Source organism: Saccharopolyspora phatthalungensis (assembly GCF_014203395.1).
GTDB classification, from domain to species: Bacteria; Actinomycetota; Actinomycetes; order Mycobacteriales; family Pseudonocardiaceae; genus Saccharopolyspora; species Saccharopolyspora phatthalungensis.
Genome location: NZ_JACHIW010000001.1, coordinates 2600890 through 2618240, shown reverse-complemented (window position 1 = coordinate 2618240; position 17351 = coordinate 2600890). Strand labels below are relative to the sequence as shown.

The following is a 17351-nucleotide window of genomic DNA, read 5'->3' as shown; positions in this document are numbered from 1 at the left end:
CCGAATGTCGCACCGATATTCCGCCAAACGAGTCACAACACGCCGCCGGCTCCGCCCATCGAGCGACACCGCTTGTCCGCTTGGGACGCTGCTGTCGCCCGGGTCGTCGGACTATCGGGCTTCGACCGCTACGCGCTGCACGGGCTCGACGAACTCCGGAAATTTCGGCACGTCTCGCCAGCACGCTGACGGAGAGTTCCTCGACGCGCATTTGCGATCATCAGAGGCTGCCGAACTGTTGTGGACCCGACTCATTCGGTCACCGAAGAACAGGCACCTCGGGGACCTGGATCACTCCGGCGCCCAACACCTGCCGGAACCCGCGTGGCGACGGGAACGCATTGATCAGAAGCTCGGCGGGTTGGCGCCGGGGTGTGGCATCTGCTGGGTGCCCTGCGGTCCGCTCCCCTGGCCCTGCTGCCCGGACGGGCCCGATTTGCCGGGCTGCCCGGACGGGCCCGGCTGACCGGGCGGGTTCGACGGCGGCGCGGACGGGTTCGACGGCGGCGCGGACTGACCGGCCTGGCCAGACTGACCGGGTTGCCCCGGTTGGGCGGGCTGACTCGACTGGCCCGGCTGGTTCGGGGTCGAGAAGTCGCCCGAGGGCGGGTTCCAACCGCCGGACTGCGGCGATTGAGCGGACGCCGAGCTCCACCCGCCACTCGGTTGACCGAATTGACCGGGCTGGGCGGGCTGTCCGGCCGGGCTCCAAGCACCTGGACCACCGGGGGCGCCCGGACCGCCCGAACCACCAGGACCACCAGGACCACTGGGCTTGCCCGGCTGGAACGGGCCGGGCTTCCCGAACTGCGGCCGCGCGGGCGGCGCAGGCTTCGGCGGCGCCTTCAGGATCCCGCCTTCCATCAGCAGCACCCCGACCACGGCGGCCAATTGCGCGATCGCCAGCAGGACCAGCACGATGATCCCGCCCGAACTGCCGCTGACGAGATCCTGCAGCAACGACAGCGTTGCGTAGGCGGACAGTGGTGCGGCCGCGAACAGGCAGTTAGGCGTCTTCGGCACGAACCGAAGCCCCGCTAGGGCCCCGGCGACGACCAACGAGAAGCCCGCCAGGCTACCTATCGCCACCCCTGCGACCTGGTCGAAGAAACCGGTCAGGTAGCCGATCAGGCCGGCGCCAGCCGCCACCAGGGCCAGGATTTCGTTGCGGTCGAGCGAGATTCCGGAGCGTTCCGGTGCGGCCGGACGTGGCCGCTGGGGGAAGGGCGCGGACATGGCTGGACAGACTCCTCGCTTGAACACACGGGTGCGGAGCTCGCTGACGGTATCGGATCAACCGGACACAGTGTCCCGAAAACCGCAAAGCCCGTTCTTTCCTGCAGCGCCAACCGCTTTCGGCCAGGCGCGCGGTTCGCACCGCCGCAGTGGATGTCGCGGGAGCGCCTGACTTGCGCTATCCGCGCCACCGCGCAAAGGCTTTCGGACAGCCACCGGGGCCGGACTCCCGAAGGCGTCCGGCCCCGAAAGATGACCAACGGAGATCGGGCTCAGCCCTTGACGATCTCGCGCATCAGCTTGGCGGTCTCGCTCGGCGTCTTGCCGACCTTGACCCCGGCGGCCTCCAGGGCCTCCTTCTTCGCCGCGGCGGTGCCGGACGAACCGGAGACGATGGCGCCGGCGTGGCCCATGGTCTTGCCCTCGGGCGCGGTGAAACCGGCCACGTAGCCCACCACCGGCTTGGTGATGTTGGCCTTGATGTAGTCGGCCGCCCGCTCCTCGGCGTCCCCACCGATCTCGCCGATCATGACGATCGCCTCGGTCTCGGGGTCGTCCTCGAACGCCTGCAGGGCGTCGATGTGAGTGGTGCCGATGATCGGGTCACCGCCGATGCCGACGCAGCTGGAGAAACCGATGTCGCGCAGCTCGTACATCATCTGGTAGGTCAGCGTGCCCGACTTGGACACCAGGCCAATCTTGCCCCGGCCGGTGATGTCGGCCGGGATGATGCCGGCGTTGGACTTACCGGGCGAGATGATGCCCGGGCAGTTCGGCCCGATGATCCGGGTCTTGTTGCCGGTGGCCTTGGCGTGCGCCCAGAAGTAGGCCGAGTCGTGCACCGGGATGCCCTCGGTGATCACCACTGTCAGGCCGATCTCGGAGTCAATGGCCTCGATCACGGCGTCCTTGGCGAACTTCGGCGGCACGAAAACGACCGACACGTCGGCGCCGGTCTCCTTCATGGCCTCCTTGACGCTGCCGAAGACCGTGAGCTGCTTGCCCTCGATCTCGACGGTCTGCCCGGCCTTGCGGGCGTTCACACCACCGACGATGTTGGTGCCGGAGCGCAGCATCCGAGCGGTGTGCTTGGTGCCTTCAGAGCCGGTGATGCCCTGAACGATGACCTTGCTGTTCTCGTTGAGGAAGATAGCCATCGCCTCATGCCCCCGCAGCCAGCTCGGCGGCCTTGTCGGCCGCACCGTCCATGGTGTCCACCATCGTCACGACCGGGTGGTTGGCCTCGGCCAGGATGCGGCGACCCTCTTCGACGTTGTTCCCATCGAGCCGGACGACCAGCGGTTTGGTGGCCTCGTCGCCCAGGATCTTCAGCGCCTGCACGATGCCGTTGGCAACCGCGTCACAGGCGGTGATGCCGCCGAAGACGTTGACGAACACCGACTTCACGGCCGGGTCGCCGAGGATGACGTCCAGGCCGGCGGCCATGACCTCGGCGGAGGCGCCGCCGCCGATGTCCAGGAAGTTCGCCGGCTTCACACCGTTGTGCTTCTCGCCGGCGTAGGCGACCACGTCCAGGGTGGACATGACCAGCCCGGCACCGTTGCCGATGATGCCGACCTCGCCGTCCAGCTTGACGTAGTTGAGGCCCTTCTCCTTGGCCTTGGCCTCAAGCGGGTTCTCCGCGTCCTTGTCCACCAGCTCGGCCTGCCCGGCCTGGCGGAACGCGGCGTTCTCGTCGAGGGTGACCTTGCCGTCCAGCGCGATGATCTTGCCCTGCGGGTCCTTGACCAGCGGGTTGACCTCGACCAACGTGGCGTCCTCGGCGACGAAGGTCTCCCACAGCTGGACGATCACGTCGGCGACCTGATCGGCGACCTCGGCCGGGAACTTGGCGGCGGTGACGATCTCCCGTGCCTTGTCCTGGTCGACGCCCTCGATCGGGTCGATCGCGATCTTGGCCAGCGCCTCGGGCTTCGTTGCCGCGACCTCTTCGATCTCCATGCCGCCCTCGACGGAGGCCATCGCGAGGAAGTTGCGGTTGGCGCGGTCGAGCAGGAACGAGAAGTAGTACTCGTCGGCGATGTCGGAGGCGGTGGTGACCAGCACCTTGCGCGTGATGTGGCCCTTGATGTCCAGGCCGAGGATCGCCTCGGCCTTGGTCTCGGCCTCATCCGGGTTCCCGGCCAGCTTCACACCGCCGGCCTTACCGCGGCCCCCGGTCTTGACCTGGGCCTTGATCACGACGGGCCCGCCCAGTTCTGCGGCGGCTGCCTTGGCCCCTTGCGGATCGGTCGCCACGGCGCCGGGCAGCGTCGGCACTCCGTGGGAGGCGAAAAGCTCCTTCGCCTGGTACTCGTACAGGTCCACTCGACTCTCCTGCGACGTCGGTGTCGGACTCCGGTGACGATATCGACCTGCGACGACGCATGGGGCGGCGCACCTGGTGAACTGGCTCACCTGAGATGGCGCATTACGCCTGGTCGGACTGTCCGGCTTGGGGATTCGCCTGCTCGGCAGGCCCGATATCGACGTTTGTGGTGACGAACGGAACAGCGCTTCGCGGCGGTGTGCCCGCATTCTCGACCGCGCGTCCGGCCGCGGACAAGACGCAGAACGAGCGACTTGCCCGGCGCACAGCCGCCGCGGACGATCATGGGTTCGCGGCTCAACTGATCGAATCCGCGGGTATCACGCCCGGTCCCGCGGCGCACGGGCGGCGGCCAGAGCGCTGCCGAGAAGCACCAGCACGCAGGCCACGCCGAACCACAGCCCCAGGCCAGGTGCCGAGTCCGGCAGCCGTTCGGCAGTCAGCGGATACTCCAGCGCCCGGACTGCCACGACGAGCGCAGCCCCGCAGAGCAGCGCGGCGGCCCGAGCAGGTCGGCACATCGGCGCGAGCACGGCCGCGCCGACCACCGCAGCCAGTGCGATCACCAACCCCCAGGACGTCGTTTCGAAGGCGGCGAACACGCCGGGCGCGGTGTAGTCGGGGGCGGTCACCACGGGAAGGCTGAAGGCACCGGCGCCGAGCAGCAGCGCGACCAGCGAGGGGAACAGCACCAGGCGGTGCATCGACATTTCCGTGAGATCCACGTCGTCGCGTTCCACCGCACCGGCGATGGCGGCGATTGTCGCCGCGAGGCCGGCGAACAGCACCGCGATCCCGGCCGCCCAGGCACCGATCCCGACATGCGCGTCGGTTGCCTGCACCGCGGTGAACACCGCGTCGAGTACACCAGCCGACGCGAACGGGACCACGACCCAAACCACCGGCAGCATCGGGCGCAGCCACCCCGAGGCACGCGGCAGCAACAGCCCGACACCCAGCGACAGCAGCAAAAGCCCGGCCGGCCACAGCATCCGCGCCGGGTACGGCGACGGGTCGCGTAGTCCGATGGGCATCTGCACCTGTGGCGCGGCCGCCGCGAGCACCGCCAGCGCACCGGCCACGAGCGCGAACACGGCCGACAGGGTGATCAACCGGGTCAATGCGGGCAGGCGCAGGTCCTCGGCCTGTCCGGCGGACTCGGCGCGTCCGGCGGGCACCGCCAGCACCACCAGCGCGACCGCCGCGACCAGTCCGAGCACTGGCCCCCAGGCGAACTGGACTTGCTCAAGCACGGCCGCGGAGACCAGCGGTGGCACGACCACGCCCGCCAGCGCTGCGGCCACCCCGAGCAGTCCGCCGCGGGCGAACTCCGGGTCTGCGGAGCCGGCCAGGAAGCCGGCGGCGCTCGGCACTCCGACGGCGAGCAGGACGCCGCCGATCAGCACCAGCAGCGGGCCGTCGAGGGCCGCCTTCGGCAATAGATATGGATCGTCGGAGACGAACGGCGCCATCAGCACGCCGACAGCGGCGATCACACCCGCGCACAACACGAGCGTGAGCAGGCCTTGCCGGTGCGAGCCCGTGCCCTCATCGCCGTGCTCGATGCTTCGAACCGCGAGGATCCCGGCGACGATCCCCGCCACGTGCCCGGCGATGAGCAGCCAGACCCCGGTCGAAGGGGCCTCGGCGTCGAGGCTGTCCACCCGGAGCAACTCGGGCCGGGTGGCCAGCCCGGCGTCAACGACGAATTGCAGGTCAAGCACCAGCCGACCGGGTGCGAGCGCGGCAGGGCCGACGAGCACGGCCGCCGCCGTTCCGAGCCGCCCGAGCCGGGCGAAGACGACCGCCAAGACGGGGGCGAGCAGCGCGAGCACCAGCAGCAACGGCCAGGCCGGGTACGCCGCCGGGGCGCTGGGCTCGACGAGACCGAGCAATGGCCCCAGGCCGACGAGCAAAGCACCCGCGCCGGCCACCACGATCGCGACCCGAAGTCGCATCGGAAGATCAAGATTGGGCTGCGGACTCATGGCCGGAGCCGAGGAATCGCCGGGCGGGAGGTCGGGCCGCGCAGTCACCGCGCAGACGCTAGCAACCCCGGGCACGGACTGCGCCACGGGTCGCGGCCCCTGCGGGCCATCCCTGATGTCCCCACCGAACGGAGCACTCCGAGGTTGCCCATGAAGCGGCTCTTAGAGTGTGACTTACAACACCTTTCGCTACCGCAGGATTCCCGGATGGAAACGCCCAGGGGCTCGTCACGGGCCAATGGGCCCGCCCTGCAATGATCACGAAGCCGCAGGCAGCTTCGCTGTGCGACGACCACGCCCAGTATCCACGCACGCCTGAAAACCGGACTCGCAACGCACTTTTCGAACACGCGCCGTATCCGACGCGTCACGTACCGGGATTTGCCCCTAGGGGATCAGCTTGGTTACTGTCCCCCGGTCCGTTGTCACGGTCTGATCACGAAGGACAACCTTCGGCCGGTACCCCGACCGGCCCCCGGGATCCCCGCCCGGGAACGTGATCCGACTCCCCGAGACGGAAGGGCAAGCATTGGCTCGACACCGCTCCCCCGGCGGCGAAGAACGTTCTCCGGGTTACGCGGAGGCGTCCCCCGACGACCCCTCCAGTAGTCCGGGAAAATCCCGGCCCTCCTCACTCGCATCGGCCTGGCGCGGCCGCGTGGTCGTCGCCGCCGTCGCCGCCGGCGCCTTCGCGGCCGCCGGGCAGTCGATGGCCGCTGGTGAAGGGCACGCCGCCCCGGACCACGACGACTTCAACCCGTCAGACGCCTCAGCCTCCTTCAACGGCGCGCTGGCCGACGGGCCCTACACCGGCATGGGCGGCAGCGCCCCCGCTCCGGCGATGCTCCCGGTCGCGAAGACCTCGGATGCCAGCGCCGAGCTGGAGAAGCTCACCAAAAGCGAGCGGATCAGCCAGCAGCTCGACGCCGCTCGCATCGCCGCCGAAGAAGCGGCGCGGGCGCCGAAGTTCGTCGTTCCCGCCGCGGGCGCCTTCACCTCCGGTTTCGGTGGTCGTTGGGGCACCACGCACTACGGCATCGACATCGCCAACGCCAAGGGCACACCGATCTATTCCGTCGCCGACGGAGTCGTGATCGAGGCGGGCCCGGCCAGCGGTTTCGGCCTGTGGGTCCGGGTGCAGCACGAGGACGGCACGATCACCGTCTACGGCCACGTCAACACCATCACGGTCAACGAGGGCGAGAAGGTCAAGGCCGGCGACCAGATCGCCACCATGGGCAACCGCGGCTTCTCCACCGGCCCGCACCTGCACTTCGAGGTGTGGAACGTCAGCGGTAAGAAGATCAACCCGCTCCCCTGGATGCAGGCCCGAGGCATCTCCCCGGTCTGAATCACCCGAGCACTCAGCGATGGCGCCTGACGGTGCGGCTACGGCCGCCGCTGTCGGCGCCATTTCTGCATCAACTCCGGGATTTCTGCGCGAAGAAACTCGAAGAACTGCCGCGTCTCGTCGAGGCGCGTCCCCGCCGGCGTGTCCGCGCCGACCGCGGTTACCCCTTCGGTCAGGGTCTGCTCCCAGCCGAGCAGGTCCGCATCGCGGCTCATGATGTTGGCGTACCAAAGGTCGTCGAGCACCCGGTAGTGATCGCGCCGCTCGCCGGGACTGCGCTCCCGCACCACCAGCTTGACCTGCACGAGGTAGCGGACCGCGCCGGACACCGCGGCCGGACTGACCTCCAGGACCTCCGCGAGTTCGCCGGCCGTGCGCCGTCCCTCGTCGGCGACCAGCAGGCTCGCGAACACCCGCGCCGCCATCCGCGGGAAGCCCGCCCCGGTCAGGTCCAGGGCAAACCTTTCGACGAACCGTAGGACCACGTCCTCGCCGTGCCGTTCGCCGCCGTCGCGTTGCGCCATGTCCCGTTCCTCGCCAGCCGTGTTGATCAACTAAGCAATTTTATATGGTTTCTTTAGTTCATGAATTTGTGAAACAAGTGTAGCTTGAACGGCGTGACCGAACAGATCCGGTTGACCGGCGCGCAGCAGACCCTCCTCGGTCCCCTCTACGCCAGGGCCCTGGACAACCGCAGGCCCGACCCGGTGCTCGGCGACGAGACAGCGGATCGCCTGCTTGACGAGATCGACTTCGACTTCCGCAGCCTGCACATGAGTTCCGGGGACCGGATGGCGGTGATCCTGCGGGCCAAGCAACTCGACGACTGGGTTGCCCGCTACCTCTGCGAGCACCCCGATGCAGTGGTGCTGCACCTGGCGTGTGGCCTCGACAGCCGGGCCTTCCGGCTAGCCATCCCCGCCAGCGCGCAGTGGTACGACATCGACCTGCCCGACGTGATCGGCCTGCGGCAGCGGCTCTACCCGCAAACCCCCGCGAACTACCGCACCATCGCGACCTCGGTGACCGAGCAGGACTGGCTCGACGAGATCCCAACCGGGCGACCGACGTTGATCGTCGCCGAGGGCCTGACGATGTACCTGACCGAGGCGGACGGCGTGGCCCTGCTGCGCCGGCTGGTCGAACGCTTCGAGACCGGCGAGATGATGTTCGACGCGGCGCTGCCGTGGACCGTGTCGGCCGCCCGCTTCTCGTGGTTCCTACAGCGGACGGGCGCCACCTTCCGCTGGGGCATAGGCGATCCGCACACCCTCGAACTGCGCGTTCCCGGACTCCGGTTGTCGCAGGAACTGCCCATGGTCGACCTGCCGGACGCGGCGAAGCTGGCCGCGGCCGACCGGGTGGCCGCCAAGGTCATGAATTCCATTCCGGCATTGCGCAAGGCCCTCCGACTACTGCACTTCAGCTTCGAGCACCGGCCCCGGGAGAAGGTCGAGCTGACCGGCGCGCAAGCGACCATGCTCGCGACTCTCTACCTGCGCGCGCTGGACAATCGTTCGGCCGAGCCGGTGCTTGGCGACCGGCACGCCGACGAAGCCGTGCAACGCATCGACTTCGACTTCGGCAAGTTCAAGATGGGCGCGCGCAACACCGGTTCGGTGACGATCCGTGCCAAGGCGCTGGACCGTTGGGTCGAAGAGGCGCTCCGGCCGGGCATGACGGTCCTGCACCTCGGCTGCGGGCTGGACAGCCGCTTCGAGCGGGTCGATCCGCCGGAGGACGTCGAGTGGTACGACATCGATCAGCCGGACGTCATCGAGCTGCGCCGACGGCTCTTTCCCGATCGCCCGCACCACCACACCATCGGATCGTCGGTGACCGCGCCCGGCCTGCTCGACGACATCCCGGGGGACCGAACGGTGCTGGTGGTCGCGGAGGGCCTCACGATGTATCTGTCCGAATCGGACGGGCTGGCGCTGCTCCGCCGGATCACCGAGCACTTCCCGAGCGGCGAGCTGCTCTTCGACGCCTTCAGCAGCTTGGGCGTTCGGGTGTCCAACCGGCTCAACCCCGCTGTGGTGCATGCCGGGGCGCACCTGCAATGGGGCATCGACGAGCCGCTATCGCTGGAATCTCGCGTGCCTGGCCTGCGGTTCGTCACCGAGTGGTCGTTCACCGATGCGCCGGAACTGGACCGCTACCCGTGGCCGGTACGGGCGGCGATACGCGGTTCGGGGCACATCACTGCGGTCCGGCGTCTGGGCCGGATGCTCCGCTACCGCTTCTGACCCCGGCAGGACACCTCCGAGTACCGGAGCCGGTGCACGCCGGGAACGTCGTCCGGAAATGCTCGCCGCCCCGGCGGCACCGATTCCTTCGGCCCGGTAAGACGATCGAAGAACGGTCGACCCGCCTCCGTCTCGTCGGCGCGTCCGCAGCGCTCTGACGTCCGGCCCGGCGGTCTGGAGCTTCTCGTGGCACGGTTTCGTGTGGAGTCGGTGCAGCTGGAGGTCTGCGATGATCAACGGGGCGCACTTGCTGTTGTTCAGCCGAAATGCCGAGCAGGATCGGGCGTTCTTCCGCGACGTGCTCGGGTTCGGGTCCGTCGACGCCGGGGGCGGCTGGTTGCTGTTCGGGCTGCCGCCCGCCGAACTCGCGACCCACCCCACCCACGGGGATCCCACCTGTGAGCTCTACCTGATGTGCGACGACGTCGCGGCCACCGTCGACGAGTTGCGGGCCAAAGGCGTCGAGATCACGCGTTCCGTCAGCGACGAGAACTGGGGGCTGCTCACCGCGTTCCGGCTGCCCAGCGGCGCTGAGATCGGGCTCTACGAACCCAAGCACCCGCGGCCGGACGGGAGGTAAGCGCGGCTGGGCACGCCGCCCGGTGGGCGGTTGTTCCGCCACGAAACCGACGACCGAAGCCATTCGGGACGGCCCACCACTGCGCTCAGAGCTTGGTCAGGGGGACGCTGCCGATCAGCATCAGGCGGACCGTGCCGGAACTGCCGAAGTCGATCGTCGCGGTGGCGCGTGGCCCCTCGCCCTCGGTGGACAGCACCGTGCCCAGCCCGTACTTGTCGTGGGTGACCCGGTCGCCGGCCGCCAGCTTGATCGAGACCGTGTCCTTCCAGCCCTTCATGCCGGTGCTGCGCATGCCGCGCGCCGCCAGCCCGGCCTGGGCCGAATCCGAACCGGTGCGGTCGAAACCGCCGCGGCTGCCCCAGGTGCTGCGCACCTGCGGGGCGGCGCGTTCCGGCTCGATCCGACGCCAGTGCATCAGCTCGTCCGGGATCTCGGTGAGGAACCGGGAGGCCGGGTTCGTCATCGGCTGGCCCCACGCCGAGCGCATGAGCGCCCGCGACAGGTACAGCCGCTGCCGGGCGCGGGTGATGCCCACGTACGCCAGCCGCCGCTCCTCCGCCAGCTCGGCTGGTTCGCCGAGCGCCCGCATATGCGGGAACACCCCGTCCTCCCAGCCGGTGCAGAACACCACCGGGAACTCCAAGCCCTTCGCGGTGTGCAGGGTCATCAGGGTGACGACCCCGTCCCCGGACTCGGGTAACGAGTCCGCGTCCGCCACCAGGGACACGCGCTCCAGGAATGCCGAGAGCGAGTCGTCGGGCGGCAGCCCCAGCGCCGCCTCCTCGGCGTCCTCGGCGGCCGGGGCCACTGCGGAAACCACCGCCTCCGCCGACGGATCGACCTCGGCCGCGGACTCGCCGACCGGGGCACCCGCGCGGGCCTCGGTGAACTCCCGCGCGACCGTGACGAGCTCGGTCAGGTTCTCCACCCGCGTGGCGTCCTGCGGATCGTCGCTGGCCTCCAGCTCGGCGCGGTAGCCGGTTCGCTCCAGCACCTGCTCCAGGATCTCGGCGACATCGGACTCCGCCGCGACCTCCTGGAGCTCGTCGAGCAATGCCACGAATCCCGCGATCGCCTTCCGCGACCGGGTATTCAGCAGCGCGACCTCCCCGGCCGCCGCCTGCCGCAGCGCCGCGGCGAACGAGATCCGCTCCTGCTCGGCGTGCACGGCGACCACGGCCTCCGCTCGGTCACCAATCCCGCGTTTTGGCACGTTGATGATGCGGCGCAGGCTGACCGTGTCGTCCGGGTTGTCCAGCACCCGCAGGTAGGCCAGCGCGTCCCGCACCTCGCGGCGCTCGTAGAACCGAACGCCGCCGACGACCCGGTATGGCAGGCCGAGCCGGATGAACACCTCTTCGAACACCCGGGACTGGTTGTTTGTCCGGTAGAACACCGCGATGTCGTTGAACGTCGCGGTGCCTTCGTCGACCAACCGGTCGATCTCGCCGGCGACGAACGCCGCCTCGTCGTGCTCGTTGTCCCCGACGTAGCCGACGATCGGCTCGCCGTCCCCGGCATCGCTCCACAACCGCTTGTCGCGGCGGTTCGGGTTGCGCCGGATCACCGCGTTGGCGGCGGACAGGATCGTCTGCGTGGACCGGTAGTTCTGTTCCAGCAGGATCGTCCTGGCCTGCGGGTAGTCGCGCTCGAACTCCTCGATGTTGCGGATCGTCGCGCCGCGGAAGGCATAGATCGACTGGTCGGCGTCGCCGACCACGCATAGCTCGGCGGGCTCGATGCCGCTGTCGGTCGCCTCGGTGCCGACCAGCTCGCGCACCAGCACGTACTGCGCGTGGTTGGTGTCCTGGTATTCGTCGACGAGCACGTGCCGGAAGCGCCGCCGGTAGTACTCCGCGACTGCGGGGTGGTCCTGCAGCAGCTCCACCGTGCGCATGATCAGGTCGTCGAAGTCCATCGCGTTGGAGTCGACGAGCCGACGCTGGTATGCGGCGTAGACCTGGGCGACCTTGCGCTCCATGTCGTTGCCCGCCTGCTCGGCGGCGGTCTCCGAGGTCAGCAGCTCGTTCTTCAGGTTCGAGATGTGCACCGCGAGCGTGCGCGCCGGGTAGCGCTTGGAGTCCAGGTCCTGTTCCCGCGCGATCATGGTGACCAGCCGCCGGGAGTCGTCCGCGTCGTAGATCGAGAAGTTGGACGACAGCCCCAGCGTCTTGGCCTCTCGGCGCAGCACCCGGACGCACATCGAGTGGAACGTCGACACCCACATCACGTTGGCCCGGCGCCCCACCAGGTCGACCACGCGTTCCTTCATCTCGGCCGCGGCCTTGTTGGTGAAGGTGATCGCCATGATCTGGCCCGGGTGCACGTCCTCGGCGAGCAGGTAGGCGATGCGGTTGGTCAGTACCCGCGTCTTGCCCGATCCGGCACCCGCCACCACCAGCAGCGGCGACCCGGTGTGCACGACGGCGTCGCGTTGCTGCGGGTTCAGGCCGGTGAGCAGTGCGTCCGGATCCGGACCGGACCGCGAAGCGCGCCCGGATTCGGCCGATTGCGGCGATCCATGCTGCGCGAGATCGCCCTGCCACTGGAGATCGAGTGGGGTGCTCATCGTTGTTCCACGTTACCGGCGAGCCCGGACAAAACCCGAATCCCGGTACCCCAGCGACGCGGCGCTCGCGCCCGTGCGGCCGTGCGGCGCCGGGCATGACGGTGGGGGGCCCGGCTCGCGCCGTGGGCCGCGGTGCGGATCGCCGCGGCGGTGGTGGTTCAAAATAACTCGAACTGGTGATCGAGCGACGGGATACAGATACGTTCGGGTCCACTGGTTGGGATTGGTGCACCACCTCGTCGCCAGGCCCCACGTCGGTGTGGCAAACTGAACCCGTGCGAACGCTGACCTACGAGTTTTACTACGGGCCCCGGACTTCGGTGCCCGTAGCTGCGTGAGCTAAAAACCACTACGACGCCCTGGAGTCCTCGGACTCGGGGCGTTCGCGCGTTCCGGGGCCGGGGCAGGGACCGAAGCCGGAGGACAACGCCCGATGAACGCCACTGTGGACGGTGACCAGCCGCAGTCCGAGCCCGCCTCGGCCAAGCTGGCCGCCGCGGAGGCCATCAGCAACTTCCGCGAGGAGATCGACCACCTGGACGCCGAGATCCTGCGCCTGGTCAAGCGGCGCGCCGAGGTCTCCCAACAGGTCGGCCAGGCCCGGATGGCCGCCGGCGGACCACGCATCGTCTACAACCGCGAGATGGACGTGCTCGCGCGCTACCGGGAACTCGGCCCGGAAGGTCGTGAACTCGCGATGATCCTGCTGCGCCTGGGGCGCGGCCGCCTCGGCCACTGAGCCGACACGGCGCACCGCCGAGCGAAGGTGCGCCCGGGACACGGCCAACCGGGAACTCAAGTCCGAACCCAGGTGTCGCCAAGGTCAAGGCCCGTGAGTACATCGGGTTGCGCTACCCATCCGACGTATCCCACGGGCCTTGACCAAGCGCTCCCCACCGGGGATTTCGGCCTTTGGCGCACCGAAACCGCAGCCGTGGCGATCAGGTTGCGGGACAACGGAAAGTTCAGTGCGCTGTCCAGCCGCCGTCGATCGGGAACGAGGCGCCGGTGATCGAGGTGGTGCCCGGACCGCACAGCCACATCGCGAACTCGGCGACCTCGTCCGGCTCCACGAGGCGCTTGATCGGTGTGCGGGCCAGCAGCACGTCCTCGACGACCTGGTCCTCGGGCACCCGGAGCAGTTTCGCTTGCTCGGCGACCTGGCGCTCCACCAGCGGGGTGCGCGCGAAGCCCGGGCAGAGGCAGTTCGACGTCACCCCATGCGGCGCGCCTTCTACCGCGATCGTCTTGGACAACCCTTCGATCGCGTGCTTGGCGGTCACGTATGCACTCTTGAACGGCGAGGCGCGCAGGCCATGCACGGACGAGATGTTGACGATCCGGCCCCAGCCCCGGTCGTACATGCCCGGCAGCGCGGCGCGCACGATCCGGAACGGCGCCTCCACCATCACCCGCAGCATCGCGCTGAAGGTGTCGGTCGGGAACTGGTGGATCGGTGCGATGTGCTGGAAGCCGGCGTTGTTGACCACGACGTCCGCCCGATCGCCGAGATCCGCGGCGGCATCGAGGTCGGCCAGATCGACGACCCGGGCCTCGGCGCCGATCTCGGCGGCGACCGCCTTGACCGCATCCGCCGCCCGGTCCACCGCGATCACCTCGGCCCCGGCCCCGGCTAGTCGACGGGCCACGGCGGCCCCGATCCCGCTGGCCGCTCCGGTGACGAGCGCGCGCTTGCCCGCCAGGCCCGGGCAGCCGGCGCGGGATGCTGCGGAGTTCGTACCAACCGACTCGGCCGACCGATCACCACTCATAGCCTGAGAACCTAGGCGTGAGTCCGGTCTCAATCCAGGGGCCAGAGCACAACCTTTCCCGGTCGCCGCGTCGACCTCGGGGTCATCCGGAAGATATCCGGGATATCACCCATACCGGGCAACGCCGAGACAAGGCAGACTGAAGTCATGGTTCTCGGTGTAGTGGCCTTCCTTGTGACGCTAGCCGCGGTTCTCGCCGCCGCCGGTCACGCGGGCTATCTCGCGATGCTGACGTCCGCGGCGAAGAAGCGCCCCGGCGGTCAGCCCGCCGTCGATTTCGCCCGGAAGCGGTTTCCGATCGCCGGGGTCGGCCTGGGCGTGACCTTGCTGGCATTCCTGATCGGCACCGGCGACACGGCGGGCGCGGATATCTTCGCGATCCTGCTCGGTGGGGGCGGTGGCATCGCCTCGGTCAAGGCGTTGCAGTCTACGCAGAGCAAGTTCCGCAGGGGAGACTTCTGATCAGCATTAGTCCCTTCGGCGCATTCGAGGGCGCCGAATGACCCACTTGATCACAGTGGGTGCTTACTCGACCCCGCAGCGGAGTTACTAGGGTTGCCGCATAGGCTGTGACCATGACCACTTCGCCGGAACCATCCCCAGAAATCCGGCGCGTCCTCGTCGTCACCGCGCACCCCGACGACGTCGATTTCGGATCCGCGGGCACCATCGCCTCCTGGGTCGCCGCAGGCGTGCAGGTCACCTACTGCGTGTGCACCGCTGGCGATGCTGGGGGCTTCGACGACACCCCGCGCGAAGACATGCCGCGCCTCCGGCAGGACGAGCAGCGAGCCGCCGCGGCTGCCGTGGGCGTCACCGACGTGCACTTCCTCGGCTACCGGGATGGCCAGGTCACCGCGAACCTGCAGCTGCGGCGGGATATCACCAAGATGATCCGCACGGTCCGCCCGCACCGGGTCATCAGCCATTCACCGGAGATCAACTGGGCCCACCTCCCGACCTCGCACCCGGACCACCGCGCGGTCGGCGAGGCCACGCTGGCCGCGATCTACCCGGACGCGCGCAACGGATTCGCCCACCCCGAATTGCTGCAGGAGGGGCTGCAGCCATGGACGGTCGCCGAGCTGTGGATGTCGGAATCACCCGACGAGCGGATCAACCGAGCGGTCGACATCACCGATTACTTCGACGCGAAGCTCGCGGCGTTGTCGGCGCACCGGTCGCAAACCGCGCATCTCGACGATCTCCGGTCAATGATCCGGCGACATCTGGCACGAACGGCCGAGCGGCACGGCATGGCCGGTCGACTCGCCGAGGCATTCCACGTAGTCGACACGTCCTGAACTCCCCGCGAGTCGCAGAAAGTCGAGACCTCCGATGGACAGCGGCAGAACCCTCGGCTGGAGCGGCCGGCTCGACTGGCCGCCCGCCCCGGAACAGCCCGCGCACGGGCGGACGCTGGCGGCCCACACCCGCCCGACGTCGTCGCGCGAACTTGCCGCACAACCGGTGATCGATCCGCTGGTCGACACCATTCCGGTCGGCGGGCTGCACAAGTTCAACCTGGGCATGGTCCCGGCTTCGGTCACGCCGCCGCGAACCTGGCGGCAAGCGGCCTGGTTCGCGATCGCTTCGTCGGCCGCCGCGCTGGGCGGGCTGATGTTCGCCACCACGTGGTTGGCCGACGGCTCCTCGCCGATCGAGGGGCTGGATCTACCGGGCATGCCGCGCGGCCGGTTGTACCCATCGGTGCCGGCGTCGGACCCGTACTACCTGACCGGCGAGCCGACCCGGCCGGAGGCGGTGCGCATGACCGGTTCGGTGCAGATGTTGCCGACCGTGCTGAACGGCGAACCGAGCCCGCCGAGCACATTCGCGGTCGGCGGCGTGGACCCCGACGTGCCCGGCTCGCCGACCGCCAGCTCCGCGCCGACGTCGACCACACCGACGCCAGCCTTCGAGGACCAGCAGCTGCTGTTGTTCGCCGACACCAATGCGATCAAGAGGTGCGGGGACGAGTACTACGCCGCGATCGGCCGCGGCGACCTGCGAAGCGCTTACTCGTTGACCACCGGTCCGCTGCGGGCCGAGGGCTACGAGGCGTTCGCCGCCCGGTACTCGCACGCCAGGTCGGTCGAGGTCGTCGACGTGCACGTGACTCCGGACAGCACGGTGCACACCCTGCGGCTGACCAAGGCGGACGGCAAGGTGCAGACCGAGCGGCACGAGCTGCGGTACACGCTCGCCGACGAGCCGCTGATCATCTCCGACAAGCGGATCACCTGATCACGGATCGTGATCAAGTACTCCGTTGGGGCCCGTCCGGCGCACCCCTTCCAGTGAACTCGGCGGTAGGTCTTCCCACCGGGGCGTCGGCGCGGTACGAGTTCGGCGGAGCCAACTGACGAGGACGGGCAGCGTGGAGCAGCATCCTTCGAGCAGCAGGCGGCGAGCCCACGGCGAGTCGGTCACGGTAACCGAGTTGATCAAGCGGGATCCGGTCTCTGCCGAGCACGAAAGGCTCGCCGATGAACTCCTCAGAGCGCCCGATCCGGCGGCCGCCGCACCGCCGCGGCTCACCCGGATCGCCTTCGGCACGCTGGGTGTCGTGCTGCTGATGGGCGCCACCGCCGCCATTACGGCGATCATCACGCAGCCTGCCGCCGCGCCACGTCCGGCCACCTCGGCCGCCCGCATCGATGGCGTGCTGGCGCTGCGACCGGATTTGGTTCGGCAGGCCCGCTGGCCGTTCTCCGCCAACGGCGGCTTCGCCGAGGCGGCCGGTTCGGGCAGCGCCATCGAGGAGCCGCTGGTGGCCGAGCAGAGCACCGCGAACCCCGCCGCAGGCAGCGACGACTCAGCGCTCAAGGTGGCCACCGAGTTCTACCGGCGCCTGGAGCGCGACCCGAGCACGGCGGTCAAGCTGGTGGCCCCTGGCCTGCTCGCCGGGCATCAGGCTGAATTGGCCCAGGCGTGGGACGCGGTCACATCGGTGCGGCCGCGGGTGCGGGCCAGGCCGGACGGGGTGGTGCTGGCGGAGGTCGAGGCGACCTATCCGGACGGCGACCGGGTGGTGCTGCGGCAATTGCTGACCGTCGAATCCGGCGCCTGCCCGAAGATCGTCAATGCGGATTTGCTCAGCGCACGGCACCTGGCACCCCGTTGAGCACCTTCACGCGCCTCGGCGGGTTCTCACAACAATGCGACAACGACCCGAGTCCACTGAAACGCTCCATGCCGTACCGGGATGAACCAGACAGAGCCGATATCGTTGCGCCACGCAACCGGTGCGCCGCCCCACCGGGCGCCCCCGACC

Annotated in this window: 15 protein-coding genes; 8 read left to right on the top strand and 7 right to left on the bottom strand. The window is 69.1% G+C overall.

Translation table 11 applies throughout. From position 1 onward, the window contains the following. Positions 1-345: 345 nt before the first annotated feature. The 4 genes from BJ970_RS11895 to BJ970_RS11880 all read right to left on the bottom strand — a co-directional run bounded on the left by BJ970_RS11895 (position 346) and on the right by BJ970_RS11880 (position 5601). Positions 346-1236 carry a DUF5336 domain-containing protein gene (locus tag BJ970_RS11895; protein WP_184726308.1) on the bottom strand — a complete coding sequence of 297 codons (891 nt, stop codon included), beginning with the start codon at positions 1234-1236 and terminating at the stop codon, positions 346-348. A 272-nt stretch (positions 1237-1508) separates the two neighbouring features. Further along, positions 1509-2393, bottom strand: coding sequence for a succinate--CoA ligase subunit alpha (sucD, locus tag BJ970_RS11890; protein ID WP_184726307.1), 885 nt, complete (start codon positions 2391-2393; stop codon positions 1509-1511). Between the two features lie 4 nt (positions 2394-2397). Beyond that, on the bottom strand, positions 2398-3564 hold the full coding sequence (gene sucC / locus BJ970_RS11885; RefSeq protein WP_184726306.1) for an ADP-forming succinate--CoA ligase subunit beta: 1167 nt from the start codon (positions 3562-3564) through the stop codon (positions 2398-2400). A 321-nt stretch (positions 3565-3885) separates the two neighbouring features. Then, positions 3886-5601: a hypothetical protein gene (locus tag BJ970_RS11880; RefSeq protein WP_184726305.1), complete on the bottom strand. Its 1716-nt coding sequence runs from the start codon at positions 5599-5601 to the stop codon at positions 3886-3888. 610 nt (positions 5602-6211) lie between these two features. Between BJ970_RS11880 and BJ970_RS11875 the strand changes: the two genes are divergently transcribed. Continuing rightward, positions 6212-6904, top strand: a complete 693-nt coding sequence (locus BJ970_RS11875; RefSeq protein ID WP_184726304.1) for a M23 family metallopeptidase — start codon at positions 6212-6214, stop codon at positions 6902-6904. A gap of 38 nt (positions 6905-6942) precedes the next feature. Here BJ970_RS11875 and BJ970_RS11870 read toward each other — a convergent pair whose 3' ends face one another. After that, positions 6943-7458, bottom strand: coding sequence for a GbsR/MarR family transcriptional regulator (locus BJ970_RS11870; RefSeq protein ID WP_246470824.1), 516 nt, complete (start codon positions 7456-7458; stop codon positions 6943-6945). Positions 7459-7521: 63 nt separating this feature from the next. Between BJ970_RS11870 and BJ970_RS37740 the strand changes: the two genes are divergently transcribed. Together BJ970_RS37740 and BJ970_RS11860 are read left to right on the top strand one after the other, a co-directional pair. Next, positions 7522-9153 (top strand): class I SAM-dependent methyltransferase, encoded by a 1632-nt coding sequence (locus BJ970_RS37740; RefSeq protein WP_312864217.1) that lies wholly within the window; start codon positions 7522-7524, stop codon positions 9151-9153. A 229-nt stretch (positions 9154-9382) separates the two neighbouring features. After that, positions 9383-9733 carry a VOC family protein gene (locus tag BJ970_RS11860; RefSeq protein WP_184726303.1) on the top strand — a complete coding sequence of 117 codons (351 nt, stop codon included), beginning with the start codon at positions 9383-9385 and terminating at the stop codon, positions 9731-9733. Positions 9734-9818: 85 nt separating this feature from the next. Here the strand turns inward: BJ970_RS11860 and BJ970_RS11855 are convergent, their stop codons facing one another. Further along, positions 9819-12302: a UvrD-helicase domain-containing protein gene (locus tag BJ970_RS11855; RefSeq protein ID WP_184726302.1), complete on the bottom strand. Its 2484-nt coding sequence runs from the start codon at positions 12300-12302 to the stop codon at positions 9819-9821. Positions 12303-12735: 433 nt separating this feature from the next. Here BJ970_RS11855 and BJ970_RS11850 point away from each other — a divergent pair, with 433 nt between their 5' ends. Next, positions 12736-13041 carry a chorismate mutase gene (locus BJ970_RS11850; RefSeq protein WP_184726301.1) on the top strand — a complete coding sequence of 102 codons (306 nt, stop codon included), beginning with the start codon at positions 12736-12738 and terminating at the stop codon, positions 13039-13041. A gap of 226 nt (positions 13042-13267) precedes the next feature. On the opposite strand, the gene BJ970_RS11845 is transcribed toward BJ970_RS11850, so the two are convergent. Beyond that, a complete protein-coding gene (locus tag BJ970_RS11845) occupies positions 13268-14074 on the bottom strand; it encodes a 3-hydroxybutyrate dehydrogenase (protein WP_246470822.1) in 807 nt (268 codons plus the stop codon). 147 nt (positions 14075-14221) lie between these two features. Here BJ970_RS11845 and BJ970_RS11840 point away from each other — a divergent pair, with 147 nt between their 5' ends. The 4 genes from BJ970_RS11840 to BJ970_RS11825 all read left to right on the top strand — a co-directional run bounded on the left by BJ970_RS11840 (position 14222) and on the right by BJ970_RS11825 (position 17201). After that, complete coding sequence (locus BJ970_RS11840; protein ID WP_184726300.1) at positions 14222-14536, top strand: hypothetical protein; 315 nt, start codon at positions 14222-14224, stop codon at positions 14534-14536. 113 nt (positions 14537-14649) lie between these two features. Continuing rightward, positions 14650-15378: a PIG-L deacetylase family protein gene (locus BJ970_RS11835; protein WP_184726299.1), complete on the top strand. Its 729-nt coding sequence runs from the start codon at positions 14650-14652 to the stop codon at positions 15376-15378. Between the two features lie 34 nt (positions 15379-15412). After that, positions 15413-16321 (top strand): hypothetical protein, encoded by a 909-nt coding sequence (locus BJ970_RS11830; protein WP_184726298.1) that lies wholly within the window; start codon positions 15413-15415, stop codon positions 16319-16321. 133 nt (positions 16322-16454) lie between these two features. Next, on the top strand, positions 16455-17201 hold the full coding sequence (locus BJ970_RS11825) for a hypothetical protein (protein ID WP_184726297.1): 747 nt from the start codon (positions 16455-16457) through the stop codon (positions 17199-17201). Positions 17202-17351: the final 150 nt, after the last annotated feature.